This is a genomic window from Pseudomonas sp. ME-P-057 (assembly GCF_030208975.1).
Lineage (GTDB): Bacteria > Pseudomonadota > Gammaproteobacteria > Pseudomonadales > Pseudomonadaceae > Aquipseudomonas > Aquipseudomonas lutea.
This window is the reverse complement of record NZ_JARVSX010000022.1, coordinates 43,462-59,096: the sequence shown is the minus strand read 5'-3', so window position 1 is coordinate 59,096 and position 15,635 is coordinate 43,462. Positions and strand designations below refer to the sequence as shown.

At 63.1% G+C, this 15,635-nt stretch carries 13 protein-coding genes; 3 read left to right on the top strand and 10 right to left on the bottom strand.

Features of this window, described 5'->3' with window-relative positions:
* Positions 1-348 precede the first annotated feature (348 nt).
* The 7 genes from QRN48_RS12740 to QRN48_RS12710 are packed head-to-tail and all read right to left on the bottom strand — an operon-like array spanning position 349 to position 6,996.
* Positions 349-1,401, bottom strand: coding sequence for an ABC transporter substrate-binding protein (locus QRN48_RS12740; protein ID WP_285350933.1), 1,053 nt, complete (start codon positions 1,399-1,401; stop codon positions 349-351).
* Positions 1,398-2,606, bottom strand: coding sequence for an NAD(P)/FAD-dependent oxidoreductase (locus QRN48_RS12735; RefSeq protein ID WP_285350932.1), 1,209 nt, complete (start codon positions 2,604-2,606; stop codon positions 1,398-1,400). The genes QRN48_RS12740 and QRN48_RS12735 overlap by 4 nt, the downstream gene beginning before the upstream one ends.
* Positions 2,603-3,979 (bottom strand): FAD/NAD(P)-dependent oxidoreductase, encoded by a 1,377-nt coding sequence (locus QRN48_RS12730; RefSeq protein ID WP_285350931.1) that lies wholly within the window; start codon positions 3,977-3,979, stop codon positions 2,603-2,605. Before QRN48_RS12730 ends, QRN48_RS12735 begins: the two co-directional genes overlap by 4 nt.
* Positions 3,976-4,266, bottom strand: a complete 291-nt coding sequence (locus QRN48_RS12725) for a (2Fe-2S)-binding protein (protein WP_285350930.1) — start codon at positions 4,264-4,266, stop codon at positions 3,976-3,978. The genes QRN48_RS12730 and QRN48_RS12725 overlap by 4 nt, the downstream gene beginning before the upstream one ends.
* A gap of 43 nt (positions 4,267-4,309) precedes the next feature.
* A complete protein-coding gene (locus QRN48_RS12720) occupies positions 4,310-5,104 on the bottom strand; it encodes an ABC transporter permease (protein ID WP_037010374.1) in 795 nt (264 codons plus the stop codon).
* 3 nt (positions 5,105-5,107) lie between these two features.
* Positions 5,108-5,971, bottom strand: a complete 864-nt coding sequence (locus QRN48_RS12715; RefSeq protein WP_285350929.1) for an ABC transporter permease — start codon at positions 5,969-5,971, stop codon at positions 5,108-5,110.
* The gene (locus QRN48_RS12710; protein WP_285350928.1) at positions 5,968-6,996 is read right to left on the bottom strand and encodes an ABC transporter ATP-binding protein; all 1,029 of its coding nucleotides are present in this window, start codon (positions 6,994-6,996) and stop codon (positions 5,968-5,970) included. Before QRN48_RS12710 ends, QRN48_RS12715 begins: the two co-directional genes overlap by 4 nt.
* 247 nt (positions 6,997-7,243) lie before the next feature.
* On the opposite strand from QRN48_RS12710, the gene QRN48_RS12705 reads away from it, so the two are divergent.
* Positions 7,244-8,080: an IclR family transcriptional regulator gene (locus QRN48_RS12705; RefSeq protein ID WP_285350927.1), complete on the top strand. Its 837-nt coding sequence runs from the start codon at positions 7,244-7,246 to the stop codon at positions 8,078-8,080.
* 267 nt (positions 8,081-8,347) lie between these two features.
* A complete protein-coding gene (locus QRN48_RS12700) occupies positions 8,348-9,967 on the top strand; it encodes a methyl-accepting chemotaxis protein (RefSeq protein WP_285350926.1) in 1,620 nt (539 codons plus the stop codon).
* A 618-nt stretch (positions 9,968-10,585) separates the two neighbouring features.
* Here QRN48_RS12700 and QRN48_RS12695 read toward each other — a convergent pair.
* Positions 10,586-11,524, bottom strand: a complete 939-nt coding sequence (locus QRN48_RS12695; protein ID WP_285351037.1) for a class I SAM-dependent methyltransferase — start codon at positions 11,522-11,524, stop codon at positions 10,586-10,588.
* Between the two features lie 111 nt (positions 11,525-11,635).
* Positions 11,636-12,889: an MFS transporter gene (locus QRN48_RS12690; RefSeq protein ID WP_476239633.1), complete on the bottom strand. Its 1,254-nt coding sequence runs from the start codon at positions 12,887-12,889 to the stop codon at positions 11,636-11,638.
* Between the two features lie 213 nt (positions 12,890-13,102).
* On the opposite strand from QRN48_RS12690, the gene hemB reads away from it, so the two are divergent.
* The gene (hemB, locus tag QRN48_RS12685) at positions 13,103-14,077 is read left to right on the top strand and encodes a porphobilinogen synthase (protein ID WP_285350924.1); all 975 of its coding nucleotides are present in this window, start codon (positions 13,103-13,105) and stop codon (positions 14,075-14,077) included.
* A gap of 493 nt (positions 14,078-14,570) precedes the next feature.
* Here the strand turns inward: hemB and QRN48_RS12680 are convergent, their stop codons facing one another.
* On the bottom strand, positions 14,571-15,518 hold the full coding sequence (locus QRN48_RS12680; protein ID WP_285350923.1) for a VTT domain-containing protein: 948 nt from the start codon (positions 15,516-15,518) through the stop codon (positions 14,571-14,573).
* Between the last annotated feature and the right edge of the window lie 117 nt (positions 15,519-15,635).

Here is a 15,635-nt window from a genome sequence, read left to right as displayed (position 1 = left end):
TCAATGGGCGGGAATGACTGTGTGACTGTACGAGGCGGTGATAGTTGGAACGGATGTGGGATTGAGCTTATAAGCAGCGCCCGGGCGTGCCCGCATACGCCGTTGCGTTACGCCGGACCTGACAGACCCGATCGTTCCCACGCTCTGCGTGGGAATGCATTTGCTGACGCTCTGCGTCAGAGCGATTGACGCGGAGCGTCCCGGGCGGCATTCCCACGCGGAGCGTGGGGACGATCAACCAGCGACGCGGACCAGTGTGGGACCGGCTTCAGCCGGGAAGAGGCCGTTGGGGACGATCAGCACACCACTGACCACTGCGCACGCCGGGTTCCGCGCAAACTGCCCGTCCTACCGCTCGATGGTGCGGCTCCAGCGCGCGTTCCACTCCGGCCGGACCTGGTTGACCTGGTCCCAATCTATGGTGACGGCGGTTTCCAGGTACTTGTTCATCGCTTCGACCTGACCGCGGGTCTTGTCGGTGGTCGGGGTCTTGGGGTTGGACGGGATCTGGTCGCCCATTTCCAGCGCTGGCGCCTGAGCTTCCGGGGTCAGGAGAAAGGCCGCCAGTTTCTGCGCCAGTTCCGGCTGATCGTTGTTGGCAATCGTGCATTCGGCGACGTTGAGCACCACGGCGCCTTCCTTCGGCGGCGCGTACTCCACCGGGACGCCTTTGAGTTTGAGCGCCGTGACCTGGGTCGGTGTCAGGGGGAACAAGGCCGCTTCGCCGGTCTGCACCATTTCAGAAATCTTCGCCGAGCTGGCAATGTACTCAAGCACGTTGGGCCCGACCGTCTTCGGCCACGCCTTGAAGCCCGGCTCGACATTGGTCTCGTCGCCGCCCTGCAGCCGGTTGAACATCAGGAATCCGTGCAGCCCGAATGTCGAGGAGGCGAGTGACTGGAACACCAGCTTCTCCTTATAGCGCTTGTCTGCCATGTCGGCCCAGGACGTCGGCGCGCTCCAGCCGTTTTCCTGGAACATCTTGCTGTTGTAAGCCAGCCCGGTGACGCCAAGGCTCACCGCCACCGCTTCTTCCTTGATCTTGCCCTTGGCCGGAATGTCCGCCAGCGCCGCGCTCGGGTTCAGCTTGCCGCACAGGCCCATGGAAATCGCCCGGTACATGATGCCGTCGTCGAGAAACATCACGTGCATCTGCGGATTGTCCTTGCTGGCCTGTGCCTTGGCGAGGATGTCCGAAGACGTGCCGGGCACGATGACCACCTTGACGTTGTTGGCTTTCTCGAACGCTGGCAACACATGGTCGGCATACAGGCGTTCCATGGTGCCGCCGTTCATGCCCAGATACAGGGTCGGCTCGGCCTGGGCCGGCAGAGACCCGAGCAGCAGGGCGAGCGGCAGGCAGGACGCGCCGGTCAGGGCAAAACGTTTCATCTGGATCATGGGTTCGACCTTCCTCTGAGCAATGGAATGACGTTGTCCGTGCCGGAAAGCACGGCGGTAGCGGGCAGTTGAAGCTGCGGTTGCGGCTGAGGTTGTGATTGAAAACGCTGAATCGAAAACGCGGTCAGGTCGATGCTCGACGCCCCGGTACAGACTGTTTGCGCCAATGCTTCCCCCGCCGCCGGCCCGATCTGGAAACCCGATCCGGCGAAGCCAAAGCCATGCAGCAGCCCCGGCTGGGTAGAACTGGCACCCAGCACCGGTTCGCGGTCAGGCAAATAGCCTTCGGTGCCGCTCCAGGTACGGATGGCCTGCGCACCGGCCAGCGGCGGGTATAACTCCGCGGCGTTGCGCAGGATCTCAAGAATGGCCGCCTGACCGGGACGCGCCGTGGCGGGGTCCAGCGCAAATCCCTGGCCACCGCCCAATACGCAATTGCCTCGGGCCACTTGGCGCGCATAGATCCCGCCGCCTTCGACGCCGGTGCTGACGTCCATGAACATCGGCAGCGGCTCGGTCACCAGCATCGCCGGATGCCCCGCGCGCATGGGCACCGGCTCGCCGAACTGTTGAGCCAGTTGCGCGGCCCACGCGCCGGCGCAGTTCAGCAGCCACGGCGCACGAAAGCGTTGAGTGTTGGCCGTCTGCACCACAAAAGCCTGGCCATCGTGGCTGACCTGAGTGACGTGCGCCTGCTCGAAAGTCTGCGCACCGGCGCGGCGCGCGGCAAACGCGAAAGCGGGCGAAACCAGGCGAGGGTTGGCATGACCGTCATCAGCGCACAGAGACGCACCGACCGCCACATCCCCCGCCCAGGGAAAACGCGCGCGCAACTGGCGGTGGTCAAGCAGGTGCAAATCCAGGCCAAACCCGCGAGTGGCCTGTTCATAAGCGGCCAGCGAGGCCATGTCCTTGTCACTGCGCGCCAGCTTGAGGTGGCCGGAGCGCACGTATTCGCCATCGGTGCCAATAAAAGCGCGCAAGTCGCCCCAGATTTCGTGGGCGCGCTGGGACAACGGCAGTTGCGACAGCGGACGGCCCTGACGGCGCACGCCGCCATAATTGACGCCGCTGGAATGCGAACCGAAAAAGTCACGCTCCAGCAGTGCCACGCGTTTTCCACTCAGGGCCAGGAACAGCGCAGCCGAGGCACCGACAATGCCCCCGCCGATGACAACTGCATCCACTTCCGTCGGCTGGCTCATTGTTCGGCCTCCACGCCAAACGGGATCGGTTTGATCGGCGCCTGGCCGCGCAGCCGCCCCACGCTGGCGATATCGCGGCCGGACGCCTGCGCAACGATCTCCGTCGCGGCCAATCCGCACATGCGGCCCTGGCAGCGGCCCATGCCGACGCGGCACATGGCCTTGACCCGGTTGATCTCCCAGTGACCTTCGGCCACGGTCTGGCGGATGTCGCCGGCACTGATTTCTTCGCAGCGGCACACCATGAGGGTGTCTGGCGCCTTGGCGGCCCAGTCTTCGGGGAATGGAAAGGCAGTTTCCAAGCCCTGGCGAAAGCGCTGAATCGCCTCCAGTTGTCTCTGCAATTCAACGCTGCGGGCCCGGTCGATGCGCTGGCCGATATCACTGAGCAGGGTCAGAGCCGCCAGTTCACCGGCCAGTTCAGCGGCGTCCGCGCCCATGATCCCGGCGCCATCACCGGCCAGATAAACTCCTTCGACACTGCTGCGGCCAGCCCCGTCGCGGCTCGGCAGCCAGGCGCGGTTCAACCCGCTCCAGGTGAATTCACAGCCCAGCAGGTCGGTCAGTTGTGTTTCGCTGCGCAGGGCGTGGGCGAACGCCACGGCGTCGCAGGCGAGGCTTTTGCGCTGGCCGCTTTGTTGCCAGGTGACGCCGCTAACTCGACGTTGCCCCTCGATTTCCTGTAACTGCGCGCCTTGATGCACCGCAATGCCGTGGGCGGTCAGCCAGCTTCGATAGTAAATACCCTTGGCAAGCGTCGCGGGTTGCCCAAGCAGCGCGGGCAGGGCGCGGGTCTGCGCGGAGAAGGGCGAACTGTCGAGCACCGCAGCCACGCTCGCGCCGGCCTTGGCGTACTGATACGCCACCAGATACAGAAGCGGTCCGCTGCCAGCGAGCACCACCCGCTGGCCGATCGAACAACCCTGAAATTTCAGGGCGATTTGCGCCGCACCGAGGCTGTAGACCCCCGGCAACGTCCAGCCGGGCACTGGCAGAATACGGTCGGTGGCGCCGGTGGCAACCAGCAGGTGTTTGAAAGGAATTTGCCCGGCGCGACCGTTGCACAACGTATCGAGAACGCGCGCTTCGGCGTTCCACACCAAGGTCTCGGGGCGGTAGTCGATGTCGGCCCGCAACTGGTCCAGGGTGGCGTGGACGGCCTGAGCCTTGGCGGCCTCGAAGCCATACAACGCCTTGGCAGAACGCTTGAAATTCTCCGGTTGGCGCCGATAGATCTGTCCGCCGCCACGCAGGCCTTCATCCACCAGACAGGGGCGCAGGCCGTGAGCCAAGAGGGTTTGTGCCGCGCGAATCCCGGCGGGGCCGGCGCCAATGATGACCGTGTTCGCAGCGTGCGGGGTTGGCGTGTTCATAAGCGCCGTCCCGGTTCGCGGTTCACGCACATGTCGGCTTCCAGCGGCGTCGAGCAGGCACGCACCCGGCGGCCGTCACCCAGTTTGACCCAGCAGTCCTGGCAGGCACCCATCAGGCAAAACCCGGCACGGGGCTCGCCACTGAAGTCGCTGCCGCGCAGCGAGTCCTCAGCCGTCAATACCGCCGTGAGCAGCGTATCGCCCAGCAAGCCACTGGCCGGTTGCCCGTCGAGGGTGAAAGCCAGCGCAGGGCGATCACGCTCCGCCAGTCGTCTCAATAAAGCCATGGCGTGCGCTCCGTGGGGCAAATGCAGGTCAGCGGAAGTCTCATCAATGCCTCCCCACCAGAACCCGATCCAGCCCGTAGACCCGGTCGAGGATGATCATGGTGGCCGCGGTCAAGGCGATAACCAGTGCGGACACCGCCGCCATCATCGGGTCGATGGATTCTGTGGCATAGACGTACATGCGCACCGGCAGGGTCTGGGTCGAGGGCGAGGTGACGAAGATCGACAGCGTGACTTCGTCGAAGCTGTTGATGAACGCCAGCAGCCAGCCGCCGGCGACCCCCGGGAGGATCATGGGTAGGGTGATCAGGCGGAACAGCGTGAAACGGCTGGCACCCAGGGACTCGGCGGCCTGCTCGGCGCTGCGGTCCATGCCGATGGATGCCGCAATCACCAGCCGCAGCACGTAGGGCGTGATGACGACGACGTGGGCAAACATCAGCCAGACGAAACTGCCGTTCACCCCCATCAGCGCAAACAGCCGCAGCATGGCCACGCCCAGCACCAGGTGAGGAATGATGATGGGCGAGAGGAACAGACCGTTGAGGAAGTCGCGACCCGGGAAGCGATAACGGGTGATCGCCAACGCCGCCGGCACCGCGATCAACGTCGCCAGCGTGGCGGCAACCACCGCCAGAATCAGGCTGTTGTAAAAGGATTGAATGAAGTCGGCGCGTTCGAACACCGCCCTGAACCAGCGCAGGGAAAACCCGTGCCACGGCAAGCTGAGGGTGTTTTCCGGGGTGAACGCCACTAGGCACACCACCACCAGCGGCGCCAGCATGAACACCACCACCAGGGCATGAAACGACAGGGCCAGAGGACCGTTCTTGGACATCGCTCATTCCCCCAGGGATTTTTTATAGCGGCCTTCGACCAGCCGGTTCCACGACAGCATCACCAGCAGGTTGACCAGCAGCAGCGCCACCGCAATCGCCGCGCCCATGGGCCAGTTCAACTCGGAGAGGTATTGGTCGTAGACCACGGTGGCGACCATTTTCAGTCGACGACCGCCGACCAGGCCGGGGATCGCGAACGAGCTGGCCGACAAACCGAACACGATCAACGTCCCCGACAGCACGCCCGGCATCACTTGCGGCAGCACCACCATGCGCATCACTTTCGCTTGCGTGGCCCCGAGGGACAGCGCGGCCTGCTCGGCAGAGGCGTCGAGCTTTTGCAGCGAGGTCCACACCGGAATGATCATGAATGGCAGCATCACGTGGACCAGCGCCAGGATCACTGCGAACGGCGTGTAGAGCATCTTGATCGGGCGCCCGCCGAGGGCCTGGATCGCCTGATTGATCAAGCCGTCGGCGCCCAGCAGCAGGCTCCATCCGAACGCCCGCACCACCACGGAAATCAGCAGCGGCGTGAGAATCAGGATCAGGAAAATCGAACGCCACGGCGTGCCCATGCGACTGAGGATGTAGGCCTCGGGTACACCGATCACCACGCACAGCAGCGTCACCAGTGCGCTGATCCAGAAGGTCCGCAGGAAGATCTCGTAGAAATACGAATCGGTGACCAGATTCAGGTACTGCGCCAGCGTCCACTCGCCGCCCTTGACCCCGACTTCGTAGTCAAACACGTTGAACGACAGCACCAGCGTCAGCAGCAACGGCAGCACCAGCAACCCTAGAAACAGCGCCAGCGCCGGGGCTGACAGCAGGTAACCGCGCCCGGTGTCGCGCAGCACGCTCATGCCGGCACCTCATCGACGGTGAGCACGCGCAGCAGCTCGGACGGCCAGTCCAGGCCCACGGTGAAGCCCTCGTTCATGGGCGCGTCGCCGTCGTTGCGGCGCACCACGGTGATGTCGCCGATGGCGGTTTCGATCCGGTACAGCCACTGGCTGCCGAGGAAGTAACGCGTGACGATGGTGCCTTGCAACCGGCCGCTGCCTGCGGGCACCAGATCGATCTTCTCCGGGCGCAGGCTGAGCACCAGTTCGCCATCGCCCGCGGCATGCCGGACCTGAGCCGAGCCGCTGGCATCACGGTCACCGCGCAGCAGATTGGCTTTGCCTACGAAGCCTGAAATGAAACGGGTGCGCGGGTGTTCGTAGAGCTTGTAGGGCTCGTCGATCTGGGTGATGCGTCCGGCCTGCATGACCACCACGCGATCGCTGATCGACAGGGCTTCGGCCTGATCGTGTGTGACCATCAGTGTGGTGATGCCGACTTCGCGCTGGATGCGGCGGATTTCGAACTGCATTTCTTCGCGCAGATTGGCGTCGAGGTTGGACAGGGGCTCATCGAGCAGCAGCACGGGCGGCTCGATGACCAGGGCGCGGGCCAGGGCGACTCGCTGCCGCTGGCCGCCGGACAACTCGCGCGGATAACGCTCGGCATGCGGGGTCAGGCGCACCAGGTCCAGCACGCGGGTGACGCGGCGCTCGATGTCGGCAGAGGAGACCTTGCGCATCTTCAGGCCGAAGGCAACGTTGTCACGCACGCTCATGTGCGGGAACAGCGCGTAGGACTGAAACACTACGCCCAGTCCGCGGCTGGCGGGCTTGGCGTGAGTGATGTCGCGGCCATCCAGCAGGATGCGGCCGGCGCTGACATCGACGAAGCCCGCGATCATTTGCAGAGTGGTGGTTTTGCCGCAGCCGGAGGGGCCGAGCAGCGAGACGAATTCGCCTTGCTCCACCGAGAGGTCAGTGGCAACGACTGCATCGACGGCGCCGTAGCGTTTGCACAGCGCCTGAAGTTGAAGAAAAGCCATGGCTGCGTTCCACCTTTTTTCGTGCATGCCGATGGCATGCGTTTTTTATGGGCAGATGCGAAGAGAAAGTGCTGCGTGTGGCCGTGGACGCTGGCGCTCGATCGGAGTCGGCTGCCGCTGTTATTCAAATCGCCCTGTGGACTGATCCTAGGCCCAAGACTAGGATGCGCTCAACGAGCAATTTCATTGAGCGAGTAGTTTTTTCGGATTCATCCGCTGACTGAAATGGAATAGGAATAAGCATCGTATGAATTCCACTGAGCGGAACGACAACGCCAAAGAAACGGGAGTGGGCGCGGTCTCGCGCTTGTTTGCAGTGCTTCGGGCGCTGGGTGAATGCCCCGACGGGAGCGAGCGCGTGACGCAACTGGCGCAGCAGGTCGGGCTGTCGCAGCCGACCACTCACCGTTTGCTGCGCAGCCTGATGGAAGAGGGCATGGTCGAGCAGGATGTGCGCAGCAAGCGCTATCGCCTGAGCCTGGAGTTCTTCGCTCTGGCCGCGCGCGCCGGGCAGTCCGGTAACTTGCGCGATGTGGTGCGGCCCAGCTTGCTGCGCCTGTCGGCCTCGCTGGGAGACTCGCTGTTTCTGCTGGCCCGCAGCGGTTTTGATGCCGTGTGCCTGGACCGCAGCGAAGGGCCATACCCGATTCGCACCTTCACCGGCGATATCGGCGGCCGCGTGGCGTTGGGGGTCGGGCAGGGTAGCCTGGCGATTCTGGCGTTTCTGCCAGAGGAGGAGCGCGAAACCGTGATCCGCTACAACCTGCCGCGCCTGCGCGACTTTCACCTGTACGACGAGGTGATGCTGCGCTCGGAAATCGACACCGTTCGCCGCAGCGGTTATGCCGCGCGCAACACCGGCGTGCTCGAAGGCATGGCCGGTCTGGCGGTGCCGATCCTTGACCGCGACGGCCGGGCAGTCGCCGCCCTGAGCGTCGCGACCATCAGCGACCGTCTCAATGGCGACCGCATGCCCACCGTCGTGGAGATGCTCAAGCGCGAAGCCGCCACCATCAGCCAGAAAATTAACCCGTTTGATCCGGTTCTGCGGCGACCCTCCCAAGTGTTCGGCCAGCGCGAGTGACCTGACACTGCCAAAGGGAGTTCTGCAAAGCCCCCTGGGCGTGCCGACAAAGCGTTGACGTGGCTGAATGACGTCACGTTGACGCTTTCCGGCCGTCCGTCGGTTGCAATTGGCCATTATTCAAGAAGCCCCTCGCGGTGTCGAATCAGTTCATGTAGGCGCCTCGCTTTCGGAACGCTCCGAGACGACGGCACAGGGACGTCACCAGCCTTCACTAAAACTCCGGCGATCCCGGAGCAGGTTGCCCTCCCTTTTGAGATGTCCCGTATGTCGAAATCCCTCAGATTGCAGATCCTTGCGCTGCTCACCGGCAGCCTTGTGCTGGTCGTGCTCATCGCCCTTGCCTGTTTCCAGTTCCTGTCGAGCAACGTGCACGCCTACCGCGGCTTGCTCGAAGGCCCGCTGCAGGCGTCGCAACTGGTCGATCAGGCCAACCTGCAATTCAAGGTGCAAGTGCAGGAATGGAAGAACGTGCTGTTGCGCGGCAAGCAGCCCACCGACCGCGATAAATTCTGGTCGCAGTTTGAAGATCAGGAGCGTCAGGTTCAGGACACCCTCGGTCGTTTGAGCGCCATGAATGGCCTGGATGCGGTCACTAAAGGCCAAGTCGATACCCTTCGCGACGAGCACCGCAATCTCGGTGGCGCGTACCGCAAAGGCCGTGATGCGTACGTCGCCTCGGGTGGCGACCCGGTCGCCGGCGACCTGGCGGTGAAGGGCGTTGACCGCGCCGCCAGTGAACAGATGAACGGCTTGGTTGAGGGCCTGCGCAAGCAGAGCGACGCACAATCGAAGGTCATCAGCAGCACGGCCGATCAGACCATCCTCGTCGGCACGCTGGTGATGCTGGCGTCGGCGTTGCTGGTGGGCGTGCTGACGCTGTGGATGGTCAACCGCAACATCGTCGGACCGATCACCATGCTGATCGAGTACGTGGCGCAACTGAGCCAGGGACGCTTCAGTGAACGCGTCAACGTCACCCGTCAGGACGAGCTGGGGCGACTCGCCATTGCAGCCAATACGCTGCGCGATTTCCTCGCCGACACCTTCACCCGTCTCAAGCGCAGCACCACCGATCTGGACAGTGCCGGCGGCGAGCTGAAAGCCATTGCGGCGCTGATGGCTCAGGGCACCCACGAACAGTTCGAACGCACTGATCAAGTGGCGACGGCGATGACCGAAATGTCCGCTACCGCCCAGGAAGTTGCTCGCCATGCGGCGCAGGCTGCTCAGGCCGCCGACGAAGCGGACCGCAGCTCGCAGGACGGCAGCAAGGTCATGGGCGCGACGATCACCGCCATCACCCAGATGCGCACGGAGATCAGCAACACGGCCGACGTGATTCGTCGTCTCGAAGCGGACAGCGGGCGCATCGGCAAGGTCCTGGAAGTGATTCGCGGCATCGCCGAGCAGACCAACCTGCTGGCGCTGAACGCCGCGATCGAGGCTGCACGGGCGGGTGATGCAGGCCGTGGCTTTGCCGTGGTCGCCGACGAAGTACGCACGCTGGCGCAACGCACTGCGGCCTCGACTGCAGAGATCAATCAGATCATCAATTCGGTGCAAACCGGCGCGGTAGACGCTGCTCAGGCCATCGAAAGCGGCCAGGCCCGCAGCCAGGAAAGCGTCGATCAAGTCGCACTGGCCGGGGCCTCACTGCAGCGCATCACTTCGTCCGTCGAAGCGATCCGCGACATGAACCGCCAGATCGCCACCGCTGCGGAAGAGCAGACGTCGGTCGCCGAAGACATCTCCTGCAACCTCACGGAAATCACCGCCATCGCCACCACCAACCAGAGCAACGTCCAGCGCACGCAAACCGCCAGCCAGGATCTGCATGTGCTGTCGGTGGGGCTTAATGATGTGATCTCGCGGTTGAGCGCGTAAGCGTCAGGCTTCAGATAATGATCGTTCCCACGCGGCGCGAGGGGACGATCGGTATCTCTCTGCCGGAACGCCGTTGCTGTAGGAGCGCGCTTGCCCGCGAATGGCCCGTACAGCCGACACAGCTCTGGGGGATGTTCTATTTTTCGCGGGCAAGCGCGCTCATAGAATAGATCGCGTTTCTTCAATTGCACGGTCTCTGCCGGAACGCTGCCGGTGTAGGAGCGGCTCTTATTAGGAGGGGATTTCATTCGATTGACGGTGGTGTGCCTGGCTGCTTCAGCCTGATTCGCAGGCTGGCACAGATCCCGAACGCGGCACAAAACCTGTAGGAGCCGGCTTGCTGGCGAACCCGGTCAATCAGCGATATAGACGTCTACTGACAGGACGGGTTCGCCAGCAAGCCGGCTCCAGAATGGGATTTCATCCGACTAACGGGGAGGTGCCCGCGAATGGCTCGTACAGCCGACGCAACTTTGGGGGATGTTCTATTTTTCGCGGGCAAGCGCGCTCCTACAACAGATCGCGTTGCTCCAGTTACACGGTTTCTCTGCCGCAACGCCGTCGGTGTAGACGCGCGTTATCCAATGATCCAGGGTCGTGCGACCTAGGATCACGGGCTCACTGCTGTCGAAACACCAACGCCTTGAGGCCGCCATCCGGGTCGATGTCGGCGAACTCCGGCGGATTTTCCAGCCGCTCTACAAACCGCAAACCCGGCGCCTCGCGGGTCACGCCTTCGATGAGGAAGTCCGCGCCCAGCGCGGGGTCGTTCATGCACGCCAACACTGTGCCTTGGGCCGTCAATAACTCCGGCAATTTGCGCAGCACGCGCTGGTAATCCTTGGTCAGCAGAAAACTGCCTTTCTGAAACGAGGGAGGATCGATGATCACCAGTTCATAGGGCCCGGTGCTTTTCACCTTGCCCCAGGATTTGAACAGTTCGTGCCCAAGAAACGTGACTTTGCTCAGGTCGTGGCCGTTCAGCCGGTGGTTGTCCCGACCTCGACTCAGTGCCGCGCGGGACATGTCCAGATTGACCACAAGATCTGCACCACCCTCAATCGCCGCAACCGAAAACCCGCAGGTATAGGCGAAGAGGTTCAACACCCGTTTGCCAGCGGCGTTGGCGCGCACCCAATCGCGGCCGTAGCGCATGTCGAGGAACAGCCCGGTGTTCTGCTTCTTGCCAAAATCCACGAGGTAGCGCAGACCGCCTTCGGTCAGCGTCCACTCGTCCTGCACTGTGCCGAGCAACGCTTCGGTGTGGCTGTCGGGCAGATAGCGGTGCTGCAGCAGCAGCGTATGCGCGCCGGACTTCTGCCAGACGGACGATTCGATAAACGTGTGCAAACGCCGCTCAAGCGCCGCGAGTGCTTCATCCTCGGGCGCCTTGAACAGCGACACGAGTACCACGCCTTGCATCCAGTCGACGGTCAGCTGCTCCAGCCCCGGCCAGCGACGACCGCGGCCGTGGAACAGGCGGCGCGTCTCGGCAGGCGGGGTAGCAAGCGCGTTAAGAAGGAGGGTGTCAAGCAGGTCAAGCGCTTCAGCATTCATCGGACGGTGGCGGGTCGGCAGCAGGAAAGGGCGGCATTCTAAACGCAATTACCCGCCGAGCCACCGCCCAAATCCTCGCCGTTCTGCAAAACCCTCAGGCCAGCACAGCCCTCAGGTCGCCGTTGCGCCCTGGGATTGCACATCCGCCACGTGTTCGCTGGTTTCCGGCACGGCCAGCCACAGCAGCACGAAGGCCACGGCGGCAATCGCCGCCAGAGTCAAAAACGCCGCGCTGTAGCCTGCTTCACGCACGACAAGACCGGCCAACCCGTTACTCAGCGCCGCGCCCAGCCCGAACACTGTCGAAATGGCGCCCAGGCTGACGTTGAAGCGCCCGGTGCCGCGGGTTAGGTCCTTGACCACCAGCGGCATCAAGGCGCCAAACGCGCCCGCGCCGATGCCGTCGAGCAACTGCACGGCGACCAGCCAGTAAGGGTCATCGGACAGCACATACAGCACGCCGCGCAACGGCAGAAAGATGAACCCGGCCAGCAACAGTGGTTTGCGCCCCCACACATCGGCCTTTGCGCCCACCAGCCAGGCCACGGGCACCATGACCAACTGCGCCGCGACGATACAGGCCGAGGTGAGCGGGGTGGCCAGATTGACATCGATCTGTGAAAGCTTCTGACTCACCAGCGGCAGCATCGCCGCGTTCGCCAGGTGAAACAGCCCGCAGCAAATGGCGAACACCAGCAGTGGCCGATTATGCAGCAGCGTCGACCAGCCGCTCGGTTGGTCGTGGCCATTGGCATGGCTGGGGTCGAAACCGCGTGCCACGTCGTGATCGATGGCGGACGCATCGACAAACGCCACCGCGACGATGCTCGCCAGCGCCATAAAGGCCATCAGGTAGAACACCGCGATCGGCCCGTACAGCCAGGAGAAAATCCCCGCCAGCAGGGCTGCGCAGGCATTGCCTGCATGATTCCAGGTCTCGTTGCGCCCGGTTCGGCGAGTGAACGCCTTAGGTCCGGTGATGCCCAGGGAAATGGCAGCAATGGCCGGAGCAAACACGGAACCGGCAATGGCACTGATGCTCTGGGTGATCGCTACCCAAGTGAACGAGTGAATGAACGGCAGCACCAGACAACCCGCGGTCACCGCCAACGCGGCCACGATGACCACGAGCCGCTTGCTGAGGGTGCGGTCAATCAGCGCACCTGCCGGGGTCTGTGTGACCAGTGCGGCAATGCCGGCGAGCGTCATGACCAGCCCGATGCTGGCCGGATCCCACTTGTGTACCGCCAGCAAATAGATCGCCAGGTACGGGCCCAGGCCGTCACGCACATCCGCCAGGAAGAAGTTCAGGCCGTCCAGAGAACGGTTATTGCGCACATCGGACGGATTGCTCAAGGTCGGCATCACTCTGTTCGCGCTACAAGCGAAACGGCTGCAGCATGGACAAATGACCCGCCGTCCCTGGGTTGGTTCGCGAGACTGTTGCGGCTTGCGTAAGGGACTTTCTTGTCAGGGTGTTTGAATCGCGACCGGTGCAGGCATAAGCTTCCCGCCATTGAAACGACCGGACGTGTCAGGTCCGGCTGTCTACCGAACATTTTTAGCTCAGGAACCGCCATGTCCAGTCTGTTTCCCGCTGCCCGTCCACGCCGTCTGCGCAGTAACGAAAACTTCCGTTCGCTGTTTCAGGAGAGCGAATTCACCCTCAATGATCTGGTGTTGCCGATCTTCGTCGAAGAAGAGATCGACGAGTTCGTGCCCATCAAGAGCATGCCCGGCGTGCAGCGTATCCCCGAATCCAGGCTGGCTCAGGAAGTCGAGCGCTATGCCCGCGCCGGCATCAAATCAGTCATGACGTTTGGTGTGTCTCATCACCTGGACGCCACCGGGAGTGACACCTGGCAGGAAAACGGCCTGGTCTCGCGGATCTCGCGGACCATCAAGTCCGCCGTGCCGGAAATGATCGTGATGTCCGACACGTGCTTCTGTGAATACACCGATCACGGCCACTGCGGCGTGATGCACGGTGCCCACGTCGACAATGACGCGACCATCGAGAACCTCGGCAAGCAAGCCGTGATGGCGGCCCGTGCCGGTGCGGACGTGATCGCGCCGTCAGCGGCCATGGACGGTCAGGTCAAGGCGATTCGTGCGGCCCTCGACGCGGCCGGCTTCACCCAGACGCCAATCATGGCGTACTCGACCAAGTTTGCCTCCGCGCTCTATGGCCCGTTTCGCGAAGCGGGCGGCTCGGCGCTCAAGGGCGACCGCAAGAGCTATCAGATGAACCCGATGAACCGCCGCGAAGCCTTGCGCGAGTCCCTGCTCGACGAGGCCGAAGGTGCCGACGCGCTGATGGTCAAGCCGGCAGGCGCGTACCTGGACATCATCCGCGACATCCGTGAGGCCTCAAACCTGCCGCTGGCCGCGTACCAGGTGAGCGGTGAATACGCGATGATCAAATTCGGTGCCCAGGCCGGCGCCATCGAGGAACACCGCGTCGTGCGCGAAACCCTCGGCGCGATCAAGCGGGCGGGCGCGGACCTGATCTTCACCTACTTCGCCATGGACCTGGCGTTGAGCGGTATTTAAGGTCCCTTGACTGGCAAACTCGGTGGGTCATCCACGGTGTCGCTCACTCACCGCGTCCACCTGTAGGACCCGGCTTGCTGGCGAACGCGGTGGGTCATTCACCGCCGATGTCGCTGAATCACCGTGTTCATCTGTAGGAGCCGGCTTGCTGGCGAACGCGGAGGCTCATCCACCACCGATATCCCTGACTGACCGCGTTCATCTGTAGGACCCGGCTTGCTGGCGAACGCGGTGGCTCATCCACCACCGATATCGCTGACTAACCGCGTTCATCTGTAGGAGCCGGCTTGCTGGCGAACGCGGAGGCTCATCCACCACCGATATCCCTGACTGACCGCGTTCATCTGTAGGAGCCGGCTTGCTGGCGAATGCGGTAGGTCAGCGCCGACGTTCTCCACCGACGGATCTGTTCGCCAGCAAGCCGGCTCCTACGGACCTGTGTGTGGCCAGAGATCTGTTTCGGTCAAGGCCTCAGGCATCCCCGACGTCGTGGTCACGCCGCGCTTTTATTCCCCACGTCCGCCTGCACATGCGCGGCCTGCCACGCATCCAATCCGCCGATCAGCGCTTTGCCCCGGGTCAGCCCATGGGCGTGAAGTTTTTCCGCCAGCAATGCTGCCGACAACTCGTTGGGGCAGGCGCAATAAAAAACCATCTCGACATCGCCCAGACGCTCCACCCACGGCGCAATTGGCTCTTCAAGGCTGATCGACACCGCACCCGGAATCCCTTCGATAACCGCTGCATGAAAACTCGGTCGCACATCAATAATCACCGGGGCATCGTCGCTGTCTCGCAACGCCAGCAGTTCCGGCACCGTAATGCGAGGAATACGCGCCGTGCGGGCCCTGAGCCGACGGCGCTTGGCATACTTCCAGGCGATGAACAGACCCAACACCCCCAGCACGCTGATAATGGCGATCGGAATGTAGCCGCTCAGCCAGTCAAGCATTGGAATCAAGGCGTCGCTGAACAGCATCCCCAACAGCAGCGCTGAACCCGCCCAGATAAACGAGCCAGCAAGGGAATAGCGCACGAACACCCAGATTGGTGTGGCGTTCATTCCGGCCACTGTCGTCACCAGCGCGCCCGCGCCGGGCAGAAATTTGGACAGCAGCATGGCCCGAGGCCCGACGCGCTCATACACGGTCAGACCCTGACGAATGCAAGTGTCCTGAGAGAGGGAAATCCTGCAGATTGTTTTCAGCAGAACCCCGCCATAGCGCTTGCCCGCCCAGTACCACAAGCCATCGGCAATCAGGCAGGCGACCATAGCCACCAGTACACCGGCGCCCAGCAGCGGCTTGCTCTGCATGGCCAGCGCACCGGTGACGATCAATGTCGGATAGGCCGGCACCGGCAAGCCAATCTGTTCCAGCAGCACGTTGATAAACACCAGCAACAGCCCGTGGCTTTCATTCAGCTGTTGCAGTTCGTTCATGGCGAGGCCTGTTCGGAATGTTGGCAAGGAGAAGAGTGCCGGTAACGTCGCCTGAACAACCCTTTTGTGTCAACGCCGGATGTGGCGGGATGGGGCTGTCAGTTGTTTGCGCGGCAA

What these genes read in the sequence shown, in the direction of transcription:
- QRN48_RS12740 (WP_285350933.1), bottom strand. Translation starts at nt 1,401, where the DNA reads ATGATCCAGATGAAACGTTTTGCCCTGACCGGCGCGTCCTGCCTGCCG.
- QRN48_RS12735 (WP_285350932.1), bottom strand. Translation starts at nt 2,606, where the DNA reads ATGAGCCAGCCGACGGAAGTGGATGCAGTTGTCATCGGCGGGGGCATT.
- QRN48_RS12730 (WP_285350931.1), bottom strand. Translation starts at nt 3,979, where the DNA reads ATGAACACGCCAACCCCGCACGCTGCGAACACGGTCATCATTGGCGCC.
- QRN48_RS12725 (WP_285350930.1), bottom strand. Translation starts at nt 4,266, where the DNA reads ATGGCTTTATTGAGACGACTGGCGGAGCGTGATCGCCCTGCGCTGGCT.
- QRN48_RS12720 (WP_037010374.1), bottom strand. Translation starts at nt 5,104, where the DNA reads ATGTCCAAGAACGGTCCTCTGGCCCTGTCGTTTCATGCCCTGGTGGTG.
- QRN48_RS12715 (WP_285350929.1), bottom strand. Translation starts at nt 5,971, where the DNA reads ATGAGCGTGCTGCGCGACACCGGGCGCGGTTACCTGCTGTCAGCCCCG.
- QRN48_RS12710 (WP_285350928.1), bottom strand. Translation starts at nt 6,996, where the DNA reads ATGGCTTTTCTTCAACTTCAGGCGCTGTGCAAACGCTACGGCGCCGTC.
- QRN48_RS12705 (WP_285350927.1), top strand. Translation starts at nt 7,244, where the DNA reads ATGAATTCCACTGAGCGGAACGACAACGCCAAAGAAACGGGAGTGGGC.
- QRN48_RS12700 (WP_285350926.1), top strand. Translation starts at nt 8,348, where the DNA reads ATGTCGAAATCCCTCAGATTGCAGATCCTTGCGCTGCTCACCGGCAGC.
- QRN48_RS12695 (WP_285351037.1), bottom strand. Translation starts at nt 11,524, where the DNA reads ATGAATGCTGAAGCGCTTGACCTGCTTGACACCCTCCTTCTTAACGCG.
- QRN48_RS12690 (WP_476239633.1), bottom strand. Translation starts at nt 12,889, where the DNA reads ATGCCGACCTTGAGCAATCCGTCCGATGTGCGCAATAACCGTTCTCTG.
- hemB (WP_285350924.1), top strand. Translation starts at nt 13,103, where the DNA reads ATGTCCAGTCTGTTTCCCGCTGCCCGTCCACGCCGTCTGCGCAGTAAC.
- QRN48_RS12680 (WP_285350923.1), bottom strand. Translation starts at nt 15,518, where the DNA reads ATGAACGAACTGCAACAGCTGAATGAAAGCCACGGGCTGTTGCTGGTG.